The 15,210-nt window shown below is 69.8% G+C and carries 14 protein-coding genes; 7 read left to right on the top strand and 7 right to left on the bottom strand.

The annotated features are described in order from the left end of the window. Positions 1 to 161 precede the first annotated feature (161 nt). The 6 genes from DEJ17_RS03720 to idi form a co-directional block, all read right to left on the bottom strand. Entirely contained in the window at positions 162 to 1,265 is a 1,104-nt protein-coding gene (locus DEJ17_RS03720; RefSeq protein WP_071404928.1) for a sugar-binding protein, read from the bottom strand. A 62-nt stretch (positions 1,266 to 1,327) separates the two neighbouring features. Beyond that, positions 1,328 to 2,620, bottom strand: coding sequence for a multiple monosaccharide ABC transporter permease (mmsB, locus tag DEJ17_RS03715; protein WP_110892126.1), 1,293 nt, complete (start codon positions 2,618 to 2,620; stop codon positions 1,328 to 1,330). Then, on the bottom strand, positions 2,617 to 4,140 hold the full coding sequence (mmsA, locus tag DEJ17_RS03710) for a multiple monosaccharide ABC transporter ATP-binding protein (protein ID WP_110892155.1): 1,524 nt from the start codon (positions 4,138 to 4,140) through the stop codon (positions 2,617 to 2,619). Before mmsA ends, mmsB begins: the two co-directional genes overlap by 4 nt. A gap of 642 nt (positions 4,141 to 4,782) precedes the next feature. Then, on the bottom strand, positions 4,783 to 5,802 hold the full coding sequence (locus tag DEJ17_RS03705; protein ID WP_110892125.1) for a LacI family DNA-binding transcriptional regulator: 1,020 nt from the start codon (positions 5,800 to 5,802) through the stop codon (positions 4,783 to 4,785). A 116-nt stretch (positions 5,803 to 5,918) separates the two neighbouring features. After that, entirely contained in the window at positions 5,919 to 6,968 is a 1,050-nt protein-coding gene (locus DEJ17_RS03700) for a magnesium and cobalt transport protein CorA (protein ID WP_110892124.1), read from the bottom strand. Between the two features lie 247 nt (positions 6,969 to 7,215). Continuing rightward, positions 7,216 to 7,758, bottom strand: coding sequence for an isopentenyl-diphosphate Delta-isomerase (idi, locus tag DEJ17_RS03695; protein WP_071246200.1), 543 nt, complete (start codon positions 7,756 to 7,758; stop codon positions 7,216 to 7,218). Positions 7,759 to 7,779: 21 nt separating this feature from the next. Here idi and DEJ17_RS03690 point away from each other — a divergent pair, with 21 nt between their 5' ends. From DEJ17_RS03690 to DEJ17_RS03660, 7 genes are all read left to right on the top strand, one after another. Then, positions 7,780 to 8,838 (top strand): polyprenyl synthetase family protein, encoded by a 1,059-nt coding sequence (locus DEJ17_RS03690; protein WP_181421020.1) that lies wholly within the window; start codon positions 7,780 to 7,782, stop codon positions 8,836 to 8,838. After that, a complete protein-coding gene (locus DEJ17_RS03685) occupies positions 8,835 to 9,773 on the top strand; it encodes a phytoene/squalene synthase family protein (RefSeq protein ID WP_110892123.1) in 939 nt (312 codons plus the stop codon). The genes DEJ17_RS03690 and DEJ17_RS03685 overlap by 4 nt, the downstream gene beginning before the upstream one ends. After that, a complete protein-coding gene (gene crtI, locus DEJ17_RS03680) occupies positions 9,770 to 11,410 on the top strand; it encodes a phytoene desaturase family protein (protein WP_110892122.1) in 1,641 nt (546 codons plus the stop codon). Before DEJ17_RS03685 ends, crtI begins: the two co-directional genes overlap by 4 nt. Beyond that, positions 11,410 to 11,742 carry a lycopene cyclase domain-containing protein gene (locus DEJ17_RS03675; RefSeq protein ID WP_110892121.1) on the top strand — a complete coding sequence of 111 codons (333 nt, stop codon included), beginning with the start codon at positions 11,410 to 11,412 and terminating at the stop codon, positions 11,740 to 11,742. Before crtI ends, DEJ17_RS03675 begins: the two co-directional genes overlap by 1 nt. Next, positions 11,739 to 12,188 (top strand): lycopene cyclase domain-containing protein, encoded by a 450-nt coding sequence (locus DEJ17_RS03670; RefSeq protein ID WP_181421019.1) that lies wholly within the window; start codon positions 11,739 to 11,741, stop codon positions 12,186 to 12,188. Before DEJ17_RS03675 ends, DEJ17_RS03670 begins: the two co-directional genes overlap by 4 nt. After that, on the top strand, positions 12,185 to 13,111 hold the full coding sequence (locus DEJ17_RS03665; protein WP_110892119.1) for a prenyltransferase: 927 nt from the start codon (positions 12,185 to 12,187) through the stop codon (positions 13,109 to 13,111). The genes DEJ17_RS03670 and DEJ17_RS03665 overlap by 4 nt, the downstream gene beginning before the upstream one ends. A 73-nt stretch (positions 13,112 to 13,184) precedes the next feature. Next, entirely contained in the window at positions 13,185 to 14,228 is a 1,044-nt protein-coding gene (locus DEJ17_RS03660; protein ID WP_110892118.1) for a Gfo/Idh/MocA family protein, read from the top strand. Positions 14,229 to 14,411: 183 nt separating this feature from the next. Here DEJ17_RS03660 and DEJ17_RS03655 read toward each other — a convergent pair whose 3' ends face one another. Next, positions 14,412 to 15,152, bottom strand: a complete 741-nt coding sequence (locus DEJ17_RS03655) for an MBL fold metallo-hydrolase (RefSeq protein ID WP_110892117.1) — start codon at positions 15,150 to 15,152, stop codon at positions 14,412 to 14,414. Positions 15,153 to 15,210 lie beyond the last annotated feature (58 nt).

The following is a 15,210-nucleotide window of genomic DNA, read 5'->3' as shown; positions in this document are numbered from 1 at the left end:
CCGGGCGCGGCCGCGTGCCCTGGGCGGACCGCACGGCGGACTGGAGGCACGGATCACGACGTGCACCGAGCCTCCCGTCCGCCGTGTGGTCGGCCCCCGGACGACGCAGGACGGCCCCGTCTCGCCGAGGCGAGACGGGGCCGTCCGTGGTGCTGGGGAGATCAGCCCTTCTTGGCGAGCTCCTCGAGGGTGTCGTTGCCCTTGTAGGCCTCGACGGCGTTGTCCTTGGTGACCAGGACCGGCGTGAGCTCGATCGCGGGGACCGTCTTCTTGCCGTTGTAGTTGTTCGTCTTGTCCATCTTCGTGTCGGGCTTGTCGCCCTTCGACAGCGTGGAGACGAGGTCGACGGCCGCCTGGGCCTCCTTCGACGTGTCCTTGAAGATCGTCGAGTACTGCGTGCCCTTCATGATGAGCGGGATGGACGCGGTCTCCGAGTCCTGACCCGTCACGACGGGGTTGTCCTTGCCGGCGGCCTTGGTCGCGGTGAGGATCGCACGGGCGAGGGTGTCGTTCGGCGACAGGACGCCGTCGAGCTCGGTGTCACCCGTGTAGTACTGCGAGAGCAGGTCGGTCATGCGCGACTGGGCCTTCTGCGCGAGCCAGCCCTGCGTGACGACCTTCTGGAACGTGGTCTGACCGGAGACGACCTTGATCGTGCCGTCGTCGATCTTCGGCTGCAGGACGTCCATCGCACCGTTGAAGAACACGGTCGCGTTGGCGTCGTCCGGCGAACCGGCGAAGAGCTCGACGTTGTACGGCTTGTCGCCCTTCTTCTCCTCGAGGCCCTTGAGCAGCGCCTCGGCCTGGAGCTGGCCGACCTTGAAGTTGTTGAACGCCACGTAGTAGTCGACGTTCTTCGTGTTCAGGATGTTGCGGTCCCAGGCGATGACGACGGCGCCACGGTCCTTTGCGGACTTGACCTGCGCGGTCAGCTGCGAACCGTCGGCGGCGCCGATGATGACGGCCTTGGCGCCCTTGGTGATCATGCCCGAGATCTGCGACTGCTGGTCGGGGACCGGGTTGCCGGCGTTGGCGTACTGGATGTCGGCCTTGAAGCCGGCGTCCTCGATCGACTTCTTGAACGCGGCGCCCGCGAGGACCCAGTTCTGCGAGGTCTTGGCCGGCAGGGCGACGCCGATGAGGTCGCCCTTCTTGATGCTGCTGGTGCTGCCGGCGTCGTCGGACGAGCCGCGTGCCGAGCAGCCGCTGAGGGCGAGGCCCGCGATGAGCGCCAGGCTGAGGCCGGCGACGATCTTCTTGCGCATGTGATTGCTTTCTCTTCGTTGAGGAGGTGTGGGGCCGGAGCCCCGCTGTGGGGAGGGGTGGACTAGGGGAGGGTGATCTTGTCCGGCTGGTCCTCGATGGACCGCGGCTGCTGGGCGGCCACCGTGTTCTGCTCGGTGTCCTTCCGCTGGAACTGCCGCATCATGCCGCCGATCAGCGACGGGCGTCCCTGCGACTTCGAGTAGACGTCGAAGGCGACGGCGACGAGCAGGACCAGGCCGCGGATGATCTGCACCTGGTTGGACTCGAGGCCCATGAGCTGCAGACCGTTCGACAGCAGCGCCATCACGAGACCACCGATGATCGAGCCGGAGATCGTGCCGACACCACCGGCGACCGCCGCGCCACCGACGAACACGGCGGCGATCGCGTCGAGCTCCCAGCCGGTGCCGTCCGCGGGCCCCGAGGCGCCGGAGTAGGCGACGAACACCATGCCGGCGATCGCGGCGAGGACCGACATGTTCATCATGACGAAGAAGTTCACCCGCCGCGCCGAGACGCCGGACAGGACGGCGGCGTTGGCGTTGCCACCGACGGCGTAGACCTGGCGACCGAAGATCGTGTTCTTCGTGACGAAGCCGTAGACGATGGTCAGGATGCCGAGGATGATCGCGACGATCGGGACCGAGGTGCCGACCGGACCGGCGCCGAACAGGTACGTGGCGACGAGCGTGACGGCGACCAGGATGCCGGTGCGGACGATCGAGACCCACAGCGGCGGGACCTCGGCCTGCATCTTCCGACGGCGGGCACGGCCACGGGCCTCGATGATGATGAGCGCGAGGACCGTGACGAGGCCGATGAGCAGCGTGCCGTTGCTGAAGCCGAAGTCGGGGCCGAAGTCACCGAGGAAGCCTGCGCCGATCGGGGTGAAGGCGTCCGGGACGGGGACCGACGTCGAGTTGCCGATGATCTGGTTCACACCACGGAAGATGAGCTGACCGGCCAGCGTCACGATGAAGGCCGGGACCTTCACGAACGCGACCCAGAAGCCCTGCCACGCACCGATCAGGGCACCGCAGGCGAGACCCAGGATGATGGCTGCCCACACCGGGAAGTCCCACACGGCCATGGACTGCGCCACGACGATGCCGACGACCGCTGCGACCGAACCCACCGACAGGTCGATGTGCCCCGCGATGATGACCATGACCATGCCGAGCGCCAGGATCAGGATGTAGGAGTACTGCAGGAACAGGTTGATGACGTTGGTCGGCTCGAGGATGAGCCCGTTCGTCGTGACCGAAAAGAAGATCAGCAGCACGATGAGCGCGATGATCATGCCGTACTGGCCGATGCTGTTGCCCTTGCCGAAGAGCAGTTTCAGGTTGTTCATGAGGCGGTGGCGCCCTTCCGCGCGGAGGTCATGCTGCGCATGAGCGATTCGGGATCGGCCTGGTCGGCCGGGAGGTCAGCGGTGATCTGGCCCTCGAAGATGGTGTAGATCCGGTCGGAGAGACCGAGGAGTTCGGGGAGCTCGGACGAGATGAGGATGATGCCCTTCCCCTCGGCGGCGAGCTGCTGGATAATCCCGTAGATCTCGAACTTGGCGCCCACGTCGATGCCGCGGGTGGGCTCGTCGAGGATCAGGATGTCCGGGTCGGTGAACATCCACTTGGACAGGACGACCTTCTGCTGGTTGCCTCCGGACAGCTTGCCGACGTTGTCCTCGACGCTCGGCACCTTGGTGCGGAGCATCTTGCGGTACTTCTCGGCGACCGAGTACTCCTCGAGCGAGTCGACGACACCGAGCTTCGAGATCTTCTGCAGGTCGGCGGCGACCGTCGAGCGCTTCACGGTGTCGAGCAGGTTCAGGCCGAGCGCCTTGCGGTCCTCGGAGACGTAGCCGAGGCCGTTCTCGATCGCCTGCTGGACGTTCGTGACCTTGATCTCGCGGCCGTCCTTGATGATCTGGCCGTCGAGCCAGGTGCCGTACGAGCGACCGAACAGGCTCATCGCGAGCTCGGTGCGTCCGGCGCCCATCAGGCCGGCGAAACCGACGATCTCACCGCGGCGGACGTGGAAGTTCGAGGCCTTGCAGACCAGACGCGACGAGTCGAGCGGGTGCTGCACGGTCCAGTTGCGGACCTCGAAGAAGGTCTCGCCGATCTTCGGGGTGCGGTCGGGGAAGCGCGACTCGAGCGAGCGGCCGACCATGCCGCGGATGATGCGGTCCTCGTTGACGCCGTCCGCCTTGACGTTGAGCGTCTCGATGGCCTTGCCGTCGCGGATGATCGTGATCTCGTCGGCGATCTGCTCGATCTCGTTGAGCTTGTGGCTGATGATGATGCTCGCGATGCCCTTGGCCTTCAGCCCGACGATCAGGTCGAGCAGGTGCTGCGAGTCGTTCTCGTTGAGCGCGGCGGTCGGCTCGTCGAGGATCAGGAGCTTGACGTCCTTGTGCAGGGCCTTCGCGATCTCGACGAGCTGCTGCTTGCCGACACCGAGGTTCTTGATCTGCGTGTCCGGGTCGTCGGCCAGGCCGACGCGGGCGAGCAGGTCCTGCGCACGCAGCTGCGCGGCGGTCCAGTCGATGCGCCCGAAGCGGCCCGGCTCGTTGCCGAGGAACAGGTTCTCCGTGATCGAGAGCTCCGGGATGAGCGCCAGCTCCTGGTGGATGATGACGATGCCGGCCTGCTCGGACTGCTTGATGTTCGAGAAGCGGACTTCTTCGCCCTCGTAACGGATCTCGCCGCTGTAGGTGCCGTACGGGTAGACGCCGGACAGGACCTTCATCAGGGTCGACTTGCCGGCGCCGTTCTCGCCGCAGATCGCGTGGATCTCGCCGGCGCGGACGCTGAGGGAGACGTCGGCCAGCGCCTTCACACCAGGGAACTCCTTGGTGATCGAGCGCATCTCGAGGATCGTCTCGGGTGCGGTGATCGACCGGGTCTCGAGGCCGGTGTCGATCGGGGTTGACGCCACAGTGCATCTCCTTCTGCCGCTTCGGTGCGGCAGTGTGTTCGGGTGGTTCTGCTGCGGCAGCGAAAGCACAGGGGGCCTGTGTGGACTTCGTTGTCGCGTCCGGATCCGGCTCGGTGTGACGCTCATGTGAACGGTCACATCGGCTGGACGGAGGCAATTTACGCACAGCCTCGGTGCGGCTGTCAATTCGGATTGGTCGCGTTTTCGTAACGGCGTGCGTGATACGGCGAGAACGTCCCCCGGGTTGGGGCCAGAGGGCTCGAGAGCGGGCGTTCCGTTGCGCGAATCCGCATGCGCGGCCGGGAGGCCCGTGGCGGGCCCGCTACGGGCCTCCCGTCCGCCTCGTGGGCGCGCCCGGAGCCGCGCTCGCCTTGTCGAATCGGGCGTACCGGGTGGTTTCGGGCGTACCTGGGCGGAAGTTCGTGGCAGGTACCCCCGTTCGTGGCAGGTACTCCGAGGCGGCCGGGTGGTTCCGGGCGTACCGGGTGGTTCCGGGCGTACCTGGTCGGAAGTTCGTGGCAGGTACGCCCGTTCGTGGCAGGTACTCCGGGGTCGCCGGAGCTCCGCGGTGCGTCAGCGCATGCGGGGCGCGCTGGTGGAGGCGCGCACGACCAGCTGCGGGACGATGTCGATCGGGCGGAGCAGCTCGCCCTCACTCGGCAGCAGCAGGTCCACGCAGCGACGCCCGAGCTCGGCGAAGTCGACCTGCACCGTGGTGAGCGGCGGCCAGAAGTGCTTCGCCTCCGGGATGTCGTCGTAGCCGACCACGGAAAGGTCACCGGGGACGTCGAGCCCGTACGAGCGTGCAGCGTGCATGACGCCGAGCGCCATCTGGTCGTTCGAGCAGAAGATCGCGGTGCAGTCCCGCCACCGCAGCAGCTCGCGGCCGGCGTGGTAGCCGAAGTCGGCGGTCCAGTCGCCCAGGATCGGTGGAGCCACGGCCATGTCGCGGTCGGACATCTCGCGCAGGAACCCCTGCATCCGGGCATCCGCCTCGATCCAGTCCTGCGGCCCGGCGATGTGTCGCACGTACTCGTGGCCGAGGTCGAGCAGGTGCGCGGTCGCGAGCCGGGCGCCCTCCATCTGGTCCACCCACAGGGCCGTCGGGTCCTCGCCGACGCTGGCGCGCATGGTGACGTAGGGGGTGCGGATGCCGAGTTCCGCGATCAGGTCGAAGACCCGCTGCTGGGGTGCGATGACGACGATGCCCTCGACGTCGAGGTCGAGCAGGTGTCCGAGTCCTTCACGCACGGCGGCGTCGGTCGCCTCGGCGATGTTCGCCGTCGTGACCGAGTAGCCGCGGAGCATCGCGGCGTCCTCGATCGCCTGCAGCGCCACGGCGGGACCGTAGTGGGCACGACGGGCCGTCAGGACGCCGATCGTGTGGGTCCGGCTCGTGACCAGGGCGCGTGCGGCCCGGTTCGGCCGGTACTGCAGCTGCTCCATGGCCGCCAGGACCTTGTCGCGCGTCTCGGCCCGGATAGCATCCGAGTTGTTCAGCACCCGCGAGACGGTCTGGTGCGAGACACCCGCGATCCGTGCGACGTCACGGATGCTGGGCGAACGCGGTTGCTGTGTCCGCGATGACGCCATTGCTGCTCGTTTCCGCCCGGGTGTCGTGGCACATCGATGTGCACGTTCACATCCGGGCCAGATCATTATGCACGTCCGGCGGATCGGCGCCACCTGTGCGCCGATCCGCCGTCCACTCAGAGCCAGTTGCGCTTGCGGAAGATCGCCCAGAGCACGCCCATCAGCAGGAGCATGCCGAGGATCGCGACCGGGTAGCCGTAGCGCCAGTGCAGCTCGGGCATGTGGTCGAAGTTCATGCCGTAGACACCGGCGATCAGGCCGGGTGCGAACAGGATCGCCGCCCACGACGAGATCTTCTTGACCTCCTCGCCCTGGCGGTGTGCTGCCCGGGCGAGTTGCCGGCTCTCCTCACCCTGGGCCAGGCTCGCGCTGGTCATCCGGCGCATCGCCTCGTTCTGCTCCTGCGACACCAGGGTGGCGTGCAGGGTCAGGGCGTTCTCGAGCAGGGCACGGAACGAGTCGACCCGCTCGGTCACACGGAGCGCGTGGTCGTGCACGTTGCGGAGCCGGTGCTGCACGTCGTCGTCCACGCCGTACTTGTCGGCGCCACGGAGCAGCCCGGTCACCATCGCCGGCACCGGGGTGGTGGCGCGCTGGAACGCCAGGACCTCGCTGAGCAGCTGGTAGATGCGCTTCGAGACCCCGGGGTCGACCTGCCCGGCGAACAGCTGGTCCTCGATGGCGTCGATCTGTTCCTGCAGGACCTGGACGACCGGACCGTAGCCGTCCACGACCTCGTCGAGCACGGCCGCGGTCACCGCCTCGGACCCCTTCGCCAGGAACTCCGGGTCCGCCTCGACCTGCGCCCGCAGCACCGCCAGGTCGGGGCGGGCGGCGTGCCGGACGCTCACGACGAAGTGGTCGCCGACGAACAGGTGCACCTCGCCGAACTCCACGGTGCCCGAGGCCTGGTCGAACCAGGCCGGCCGGAGCACCAGGAACAGGGTGTCGCCGTACCGCTCGAGCTTGGCGCGCTGGTGTCCCTTGCGGGCGTCCTCGACGGCGTTCTCGTGCAGGTCGAACTCGGTGGCGACGGCCTCGAGTTCGTGCCGGTCGGGCCGGAGCAGCCCGATCCACGTCAGGTCGCCACGAGCCGGTCGCGACAGGGTCGACGGAGACTCCACGCGGCGTCCCCGGACGTAGATCGCGTTGTCGATCAGTGCCATGTGCGTGCTCCTTCGGTGCGGAGCAGACGGGCGCGATGGCGCCCCGGAGGTGATCCGGGACGCAGGCAGGGTCAGCGAGCGGGCGCGACGACCGACACGGGCGGCCGGCCCGATCGAGGATGGTCACCCGACATCGCGCCTCACCTGCCCTTCTCGTCTGTTCGTGGCGGCGCCCAGAGCGCTGCCGACCGTCGAGCGTACGCCTGCGGCGCGGGCGGGACAACCCGGCCCGACAGGCGCAGGAGCGTCAGCGCGTGACGTGCAGTCCGGCGGTTTCCAGCTCGGCGAGCTGCCACCCGAGCCACGGGCTCCAGGCGAACGGCGCGCCGGCGACGGCCTGCCTGAGAGAGTCCTCGGACACCCACGCCCACTCGGCGACCTCGTCGTCGGCGGGTGCCGGGGTGTCGTCGGTCACGGCGCGGAAGACGGGGCAGACCTCGTTCTCCACGATGCCGGAGGCGTCGACCGCGCGGTACCGGAACTCCGGCAGCACGACCTCGACGTCGCGCACGGTGATGCCGAGCTCGCGGGAGGCCCGACGGGCGATGGCGTCCTCGAAGGACTCGTCCGGACCGGGGTGGCCGCAGAAGGTGTTCGTCCACACCCCCGGCCAGGTCTTCTTCGACAGTGCTCGCCGGGTCACCAGGACGTCACCGTCGGTGTTCCGGACGTGGCACGAGAACGCCAGGTGCAGGGGCGTGTGGGCTGTGTGCACCGTGAACTTGTCCGCCGTGCCGATCGGGGTACGGTCGTCGGCCAGGAGCACCACGGATTCAGGGAAAGCGTTCATCTGTCTCGATAGGTTAGGCCAATGAGCGAGGAAGCGACCACCGTGCCGCACATCGACCTCGCGCTCGTCGACGACTGCCTCGAGCGCTTCTTCGCCGTGTCGTCGACGCGCGCCGAGCGCTACGGCCGACCGTCGGAAGAACTGTGGCGCGTGCTCCGTAAGGCGAGCATGGGCGGCAAGCGCTTCCGGCCCCGCATGGTCATGACCGCGTACGCCGGCATGGGCGGCACCGACGTGCACGCTGCCGCCAACGTCGCGGCGGCGTACGAGCTCCTGCACACCGCACTCGTGGTGCACGACGACGTCATCGACCGTGACTGGTCGCGCCGCGGGCAGCCGAACGTCGCAGGGTCCTTCCGCGACACCGGCACGACGGGCGGCCTGCCGCTGCCGACCGCCGAGCACCGGGGGATGAGCGCCGCCGTCATCGCCGGTGACCTGGCCCTCGCCGGTGCGCCCCGCTTCATCGAGGCCGCTGGCGTCGACGGCACTCGGCGCGAGCGACTGCTCGAACTGTTCGACGAGGCCGTCTTCGCCAGCGCTGCCGGCGAGATGACCGACGTCGACCTGGCACTCGGCGTGATGCCGACGGTCGACGAGGTCCTGGCGATGGAGCGGGCGAAGACGAGCGTGTACTCGTTCGAGGCACCGCTGCAGTCCGGCGCCGTGCTCGCCGGCGCCGACGAGGAGATCGTCACCGCCCTCGGTGCCTTCGGCCGTGAGATCGGCATCGCGTACCAGATCGTCGACGACCTGCTCGGGGTCTTCGGCGACGAGACCATGACGGGCAAGACGGTGCTCGGCGACCTGCGCGAGGGCAAACGCACGATGCTCATCGCCTACGCGGCGACCACCGACTGCTGGCCCGACCTCGAGCCGTACCTCGGCGACCCGGACCTGACCGAGGCCCGTGCGGACGAGGTCCGTGCGACCCTGGTGTCCTGCGGTGCCCGCGGCGCCGCGGAAGCACGCGTCGCCGACCACACCGCACTCGCCCGGGCCGAGCTCGCCCGGCTGCCGTACGACCTCGCCGACCGCCTGGAGGCCCTCGTGACCGAACTCGTGGAGCGCGCCCGGTGACCCACAGCACCACCACGGCGACCGGGTCCCGTCCGGCTCGCCTCCAGCTCTACGACGCCACGGCCGAGGCCGCGTCGGGTGTCGTCATCGACCGGTACTCCACGTCGTTCGGCCTGGCGAGCCGCATGCTGGCGCGCGACACGCGTGAGCACATCCGCAACGTCTACGCGCTGGTCCGCGTCGCCGACGAGGTCGTCGACGGTCCCGCGACCGAGGCCGGGCTCGACCGCGAGCTCGCCCGGACCGTGCTCGACGAGCTCGAGGCCGACACCGAACGGGCCATCGCGCTCGGCTTCTCGGTGAACCCCGTCGTCCACGCCTTTGCCCGCACCGCCCGCACCACCGGCTTCGGCGCCGAGCTCACCGCCCCGTTCTTCGCCTCGATGCGCATGGACCTCGAGCGCACCGAGCACGACGACGCCTCGTTCGACGCGTACGTGTACGGCTCGGCCGAGGTCGTCGGGCTGATGTGCCTGCGCGCGTTCGTGTACCGCGCCGGTCGGCCGACGTTCGACCAGGCAGAGCTCGTGGCCGGGGCGCGTGCGCTCGGCTCCGCGTTCCAGAAGGTGAACTTCCTGCGCGACCTGCACGCCGACTTCGAGGTGCTCGGTCGCTCGTACTTCCCGGGCGTCGACATCCGCTCGTTCGACGAGGCCACGAAGGACCGCCTGGTCGCCGACGTGCAGGCCGACCTCGACCACGCCGCACGGACGATCCGGCTGCTGCCGGCCGACGCCCGCAACGCGGTCGGGCTCGCACACGCGCTGTTCCAGGAACTCAACGACCGACTCGCGCGCACCCCGGCGAGCCGCCTCGTCACGACGCGCGTGCGCGTCCCCAACCCGGTGAAGGTGCGCCTCGCCGCGCAGGTCCTCGCCGGACGCGCACCGCTCCGGTCGCGCGTCACCACCCACCGGCCGGGAGGCTCCTCATGACCCCGCCCCGCGCCTCCCGACCGACGACGGTCGCCACCACCACCCGGCGCAAGGTGCCCGCGCGCCGTGCCGTCGTCATCGGCGGCGGCATCAGCGGCCTGGCGGCCGCTGCGCTGCTCGCACGCGACGGCTTCTCGGTGACGGTGCTCGAGCAGCGCACGCAGCTCGGCGGCCGTGCCGGCTCGTGGGAGCAGGACGGGTTCCGGTTCGACACCGGGCCGTCGTGGTACCTCATGCCCGAGGTCTTCGACCACTTCTTCCAGCTGCTGGGCACCTCGGCCGAGGCCGAGCTCGACCTGGTGAAGCTCGACCCCGGGTACCGCGTCTACAGCGAGGGCCACGACGAGCCGATCGACCTGCGCGCCGACGCCGAGGCCAACATCGCGCTGTTCGAGTCCATCGAGCCCGGTGCCGGCGAGCGGATGCGGAAGTACCTGGCGTCCGCCGAGGACACCTACACGATGGCGGTGCGTCGGTTCCTCTACACGAGCTTCCAGGACCTCACGAAGCTCGCCGCACCCGACGTCCTGCGTCGCCTGCCCAAGCTCGCACGCCTGCTGCTCGAGCCGCTCTCCACCTTCGCCGAGACCGCCGTGCGCGACCGTCGCCTGTGGCAGATCCTCGGCTACCCGGCGGTGTTCCTCGGCACGAGTCCGTACGCGGCGCCGAGCATGTACCACCTGATGAGCCACCTCGACCTGGCCGACGGCGTGCTCTACCCGAAGGGCGGCATCACCGAGGTGATCTCCGCCGTCGAGCGGGTCGCCCGGGCCGAGGGCGCGAAGATCATCGCCGGCGCGAAGGTCGAGCGGATCGTCGTCGAGGACGGTGTCGCCACCGGGGTCGTCCACCGCGACCGCGACGGCGTGCAGCACACGGCCCCCGCCGACCTCGTGGTCAGTGCGGCGGACATGCAGCACACCGAGATGCAGCTGCTCGACCGCGAGCACCGCACCCACGGCGCCGACCACTGGAAGAAGCGCGACCCTGGCCCGAGCGCGGTGCTCGTGTACCTCGGCATCGACGGTCCGACGCCGGGCCTGCTGCACCACACCCTGGTGTTCACCGCGGACTGGAAGGCGAACTTCGGCGCGATCTTCGGGGACGACCGGCACGTGCCGGACCCCGCCTCGATCTACGTCTGCGCGCCGTCCGAGACCGACCCGAGCGTCTCCCCGCCCGGCACCAGCAACCTGTTCATCCTGGTGCCCCTGCCCGCCGACCTGTCGATCGGCAAGGGCGGCATCGACGGTGCCGGTGACTACCAGGTCGAGCAGATCGCCGACCGTGCCATCGACGTGCTGGCCGAGCGCGCCGGGGTGCCGGACCTGCGCGACCGCATCCGGGTCCGACGCACCATCGGCCCGCGCGACTTCGCCGACGACCTGAACGCCTGGAACGGCTCGATGCTCGGCCCGGCGCACACCCTGAAGCAGAGCGCGTTCTTCCGCGAGAAGAACGCGTCGAAGAAGGTCGAGGGGCTGTACTACGTCGGTGCCTCGACCATCCCGGGCATCGGTCTGCCGATGTGCCTGATCAGCGCCGAGGTCCTGCTGAAGCGCATCCACGGCGACCGGAGCACCGAGCCGCTGCCGACACCTCTCGGGGCTCCGCGGGACCGGACCGAGACCGCCTGATGCCCGGGCTGTACCTCGCCGGCCTGGTGGTGTCCCTGGTCGGCATGACCGTGCTGGACGCCCGCTTCCGGCTGTTCTTCTGGCGGGCACCGTGGCGGGCGGCGGCCGTGATGGTCGTCGGCGTCGCGTTCTTCATGGTGTGGGACGTCGCCGGTGTCGCCGCCGGGATCTTCTTCATCGGGCCGCAGAACCTGCTCACCGGGGTGCTCCTGGCGCCCGAGGTCCCGCTCGAGGAGCTCTTCTTCCTGCTGCTCCTCTGCTACTCGACGATGGACCTGGTCGGCTTCGTCCGGCCCCTGGTGCAGCGTGCGACCGATCGGCGGCGGGCGTGAACGGCACCGGGGCGTACGCGCTCCTGGCCCTGCCGTTCTTCGGTGTCACGGCCGTCGTCGGCATCATCGCCGGGGTCGTCGCCGCACGCCGTGCACGAGCCGCGGGTCGACGGCCCGCGGTCGGGCGCCGGGTCGCGGTGCTCACGTCCGTGATCGCCGGCGTCGCGCTGCTGGTGATGACGATGGTGTTCGACAACGTCATCGTCACGCTGCGGATCGTCGCCTACGACCCCTCGCTCATCAGCGGTGCGAAGATCGGTGCGATCCCGGTCGAGGACCTCGCCTACGCGATGTCCGCCATCGTGCTGCTGCCCAGCCTGTGGGTCCTGTTCGACCGGACGGGCGCACGCGACCGGACGGGCGTACGCGACCGGACCGGTGCGCGCCCCGCGCCCGACCCGACCCCAGCACCAGCGGAGCCAGCACCAGCAGAGGACATGAAGTGAACGCCAGCACCGCCTCCAGACCGTCGACCCTGCGCGCCCTGTTCGTGTCGTCGCGCCCGATCAGCTGGGTGAACACCGCCTACCCGTTCGGCGCCGCGTACCTGCTCAGCAGCGGGGTCGGCGTCGAAGGCGGCGGAGGATTCTCGCTCGTCGCGTTCCTGGTCGGCGTCGTGTACTTCCTGGTGCCCTACAACCTGGCGATGTACGGCATCAACGACGTCTTCGACTACGAGTCCGACCTGCGCAACCCGCGGAAGGGCGGTGTCGAGGGCGCCCTGCTCGACAAGAGCGTCCACCGCACCACGCTGTGGGCCGTCGTCGTCACGAACGTCCCCTTCCTCGTCGCGCTCGTGGTGCTCGGCGCGGTCAGCGGCAACGGGCCGTGGTCGTGGCTCGTCCTGGCGATCAGCGTGTTCGCGGTCATCGCGTACTCGGCACCGGGCCTGCGGTTCAAGGAGAAGCCGTTCCTCGACTCGCTCACGTCGAGCACCCACTTCGTGTCGCCGGCGATCTACGGCCTCGCCCTCGCGGGCCCGCACTGGACCGGGGAGCTCGTCGCCGTGTGCATCGCGTTCTTCCTGTGGGGCGTGGCCTCGCACGCGTTCGGTGCCGTGCAGGACGTCCTGGCCGACCGTGCCGGGGGCATCGGCTCCGTCGCGACCGTGATCGGTGCCCGGGCCACCGTCCGCCTGGCCTTCGTCGCGTACCTGGTCGCCGGGGTCGCGCTGCTGTTCTCGGCGTTCCCGGGCCCGATCGCCGCGGTCGTCGTCGTGCCGTACGCGCTCAACGTGCTGCCGTGGTGGAACATCACGGACCAGGGCGCCGAGGCCGCGAACGCCGGGTGGAAGCGGTTCCTCTGGATCAACTACCTGGCGGGCTTCATCGTGACGATGGCGCTCATCGCGTACGCCTTCACGCACTGACAGACTGGACGCACGCACCGCGGCGACCGTGGTGCGAGACCAGCCACGACGGCAGCCACGAAGGAGTGCACGCATGAGCGTCCGGATCATCCACGTCGGTCTCGGAGGGTGGGGCGGCAACTGGGCCCGCACCGCCATCCCAGAGGTGTCGGAAGTGCAGGTGGTCGGGATCGTCGACCCGTCGGCGCCGACGCTCGAGGCCGTGCGGACCGACCTCGGGCTCCCGGCCTCCGCTGCGTTCGCGTCCCTGACCGAGGCGCTCGCCGCGGTCGAGGCCGACGCCGTCGTCATCACCGCCCCGGCCGTGACGCACGTGCCGCTCGCGCTCGAGGCGCTCGACGCCGGCAAGCACGTCCTGGTCGAGAAGCCGTTCGCGAACACCACCGACGAGGCCGTCACCGCGGTCCGCCGCGCCGAGGAGCTCGGCCTGGTGCTGCAGGTCAGCCAGAACTACCGCTGGTACCCGGCACCCCGGGTCGTGCAGGAGATGCTCGAGGCGGACGTCGTGGGCGAGGTCTCCGCCATCAACGTCGACTTCCGGCAGTGGGACAACGACCAGCCCGTCGAGACGTACCCGCACTACCGGTTCCCACACGCGATGATCAACGACATGGCGATCCACCACTTCGACCTGCTCCGGATGATCACCGGACAAGAGGCTGTCCGGGTCTTCGCCAAGGCCAGCTACCCCACCTACAGCAAGTACCAGGACGAAGCGATCGCCTCGATGATCATCGAGCTCGACGACGGCACGGTGGTCAACTACCGCGGCAGCTGGCTGAGCCGTGGTCCACGCACCGCCTGGGCCGGCGAGTGGAGCATCGAGGGCGAGGACGGCGAGCTCTGGTTCACGAGCCGCGACGGTGAGCCGAACGCGGTCGACGGCGACCGGGTCACCGTCCGCCGCACCCAGGACGACGAGGCCGAGCCGGTCGAGCTCCCCGTGCTCGCGCACACCGACCGCCAGGGTGGTCTGCAGGCGTTCGCCCGTTCCGTGCAGGGCGGCCCAGCCCCCGAGACGAGCGGCCGTGACAACCTGCGGAGCCTCGCGCTGATGGAGGCCGCCGGCCGCTCCGCGGCGTCCGGCCTGCCCGAGGACGTCGTCGTCCCATCCTGACCGCACCGACCGACGGCCTGGAGGCGCGGGGCGGGCCCGCACCGTGCCTCCAGTCCGGCTCTGGTCGCGCCCACCGCCTCGGTGTCGTTTCGCCCCCCGGACCTCTCGCGCCCACCGACAGTCCACGCGCCGGAGCGCCCGTGGGGTGTCGCTGCGCGCGTGGACTCGCGAGCTGGTCGCGCGTCAGGCGGCGCCGGCGACCCGCCGCGCCTGCGCGACGGCCCGCCGCACGCCGAGCGACCAGCCCGGGCCGTGGCCGGGCAGCACGTGCTTCGCCTCGGTGTCCGCGAGCCGGTCCAGCGACGCGACCGCCGTGTCGACGTCGGAGGTCGCCGCGGGTGCGACGATCCGCGGTCCGATGCCTCCCGTGTACGGGTCGAAGGTGACGAGCGCGTCCCCGACGATGACGGCGTCGCGGTCGGCGAAGTGCAGCGCCACGTGGCCGTCGGTGTGCCCCGGGGTCTCGATGATCCACGGGTTGCCCGGCACGTCGGCGCGGCTCTCCAGCGGTTCGGTGTCCGCGATGCCGTCGACCGTGACCGCTCCGGCCAGCAGCATCCGGCCCAGGGGGCGCAGACCACCCGGGTGGAGCGCGACGAACCCGAAGCGGTTCGTCTGCGGTCGGTACGAGTACGGGTGCGCGGCGAGGTGCCGATCGCCCGGGTGGACGAACACGGGTGTGCCCCAGTCGCGGTGCATCCGTGCGGCGGTGCCGACGTGGTCGAAGTGCCCGTGCGTGAGCAGGAGCCCCTCGACCTGGTCGGGCGTGTAGCCCAGGTCGTGCACGGCGAGCTGCAGGTGCGGCCACGCGGCGGGCAACCCCGCGTCGACGACGAGCAACCGATCGCCGGTCTCGACGAGGTACGTGTTGGTGTGTGCGATCTCGAGGCGGTGGATCCCCTCGGCGGCGTCCCGGAAGAGCATGTGCGGCACGGTAGACGCGGCCCGCTGGGCACGATCCCGGGTGGGACGTGTACGAAAT

Source organism: Curtobacterium sp. MCSS17_011 (assembly GCF_003224275.1).
Taxonomy (GTDB): Bacteria; Actinomycetota; Actinomycetes; order Actinomycetales; family Microbacteriaceae; genus Curtobacterium.
This window is presented reverse-complemented; position numbering and strand designations above follow the sequence as displayed.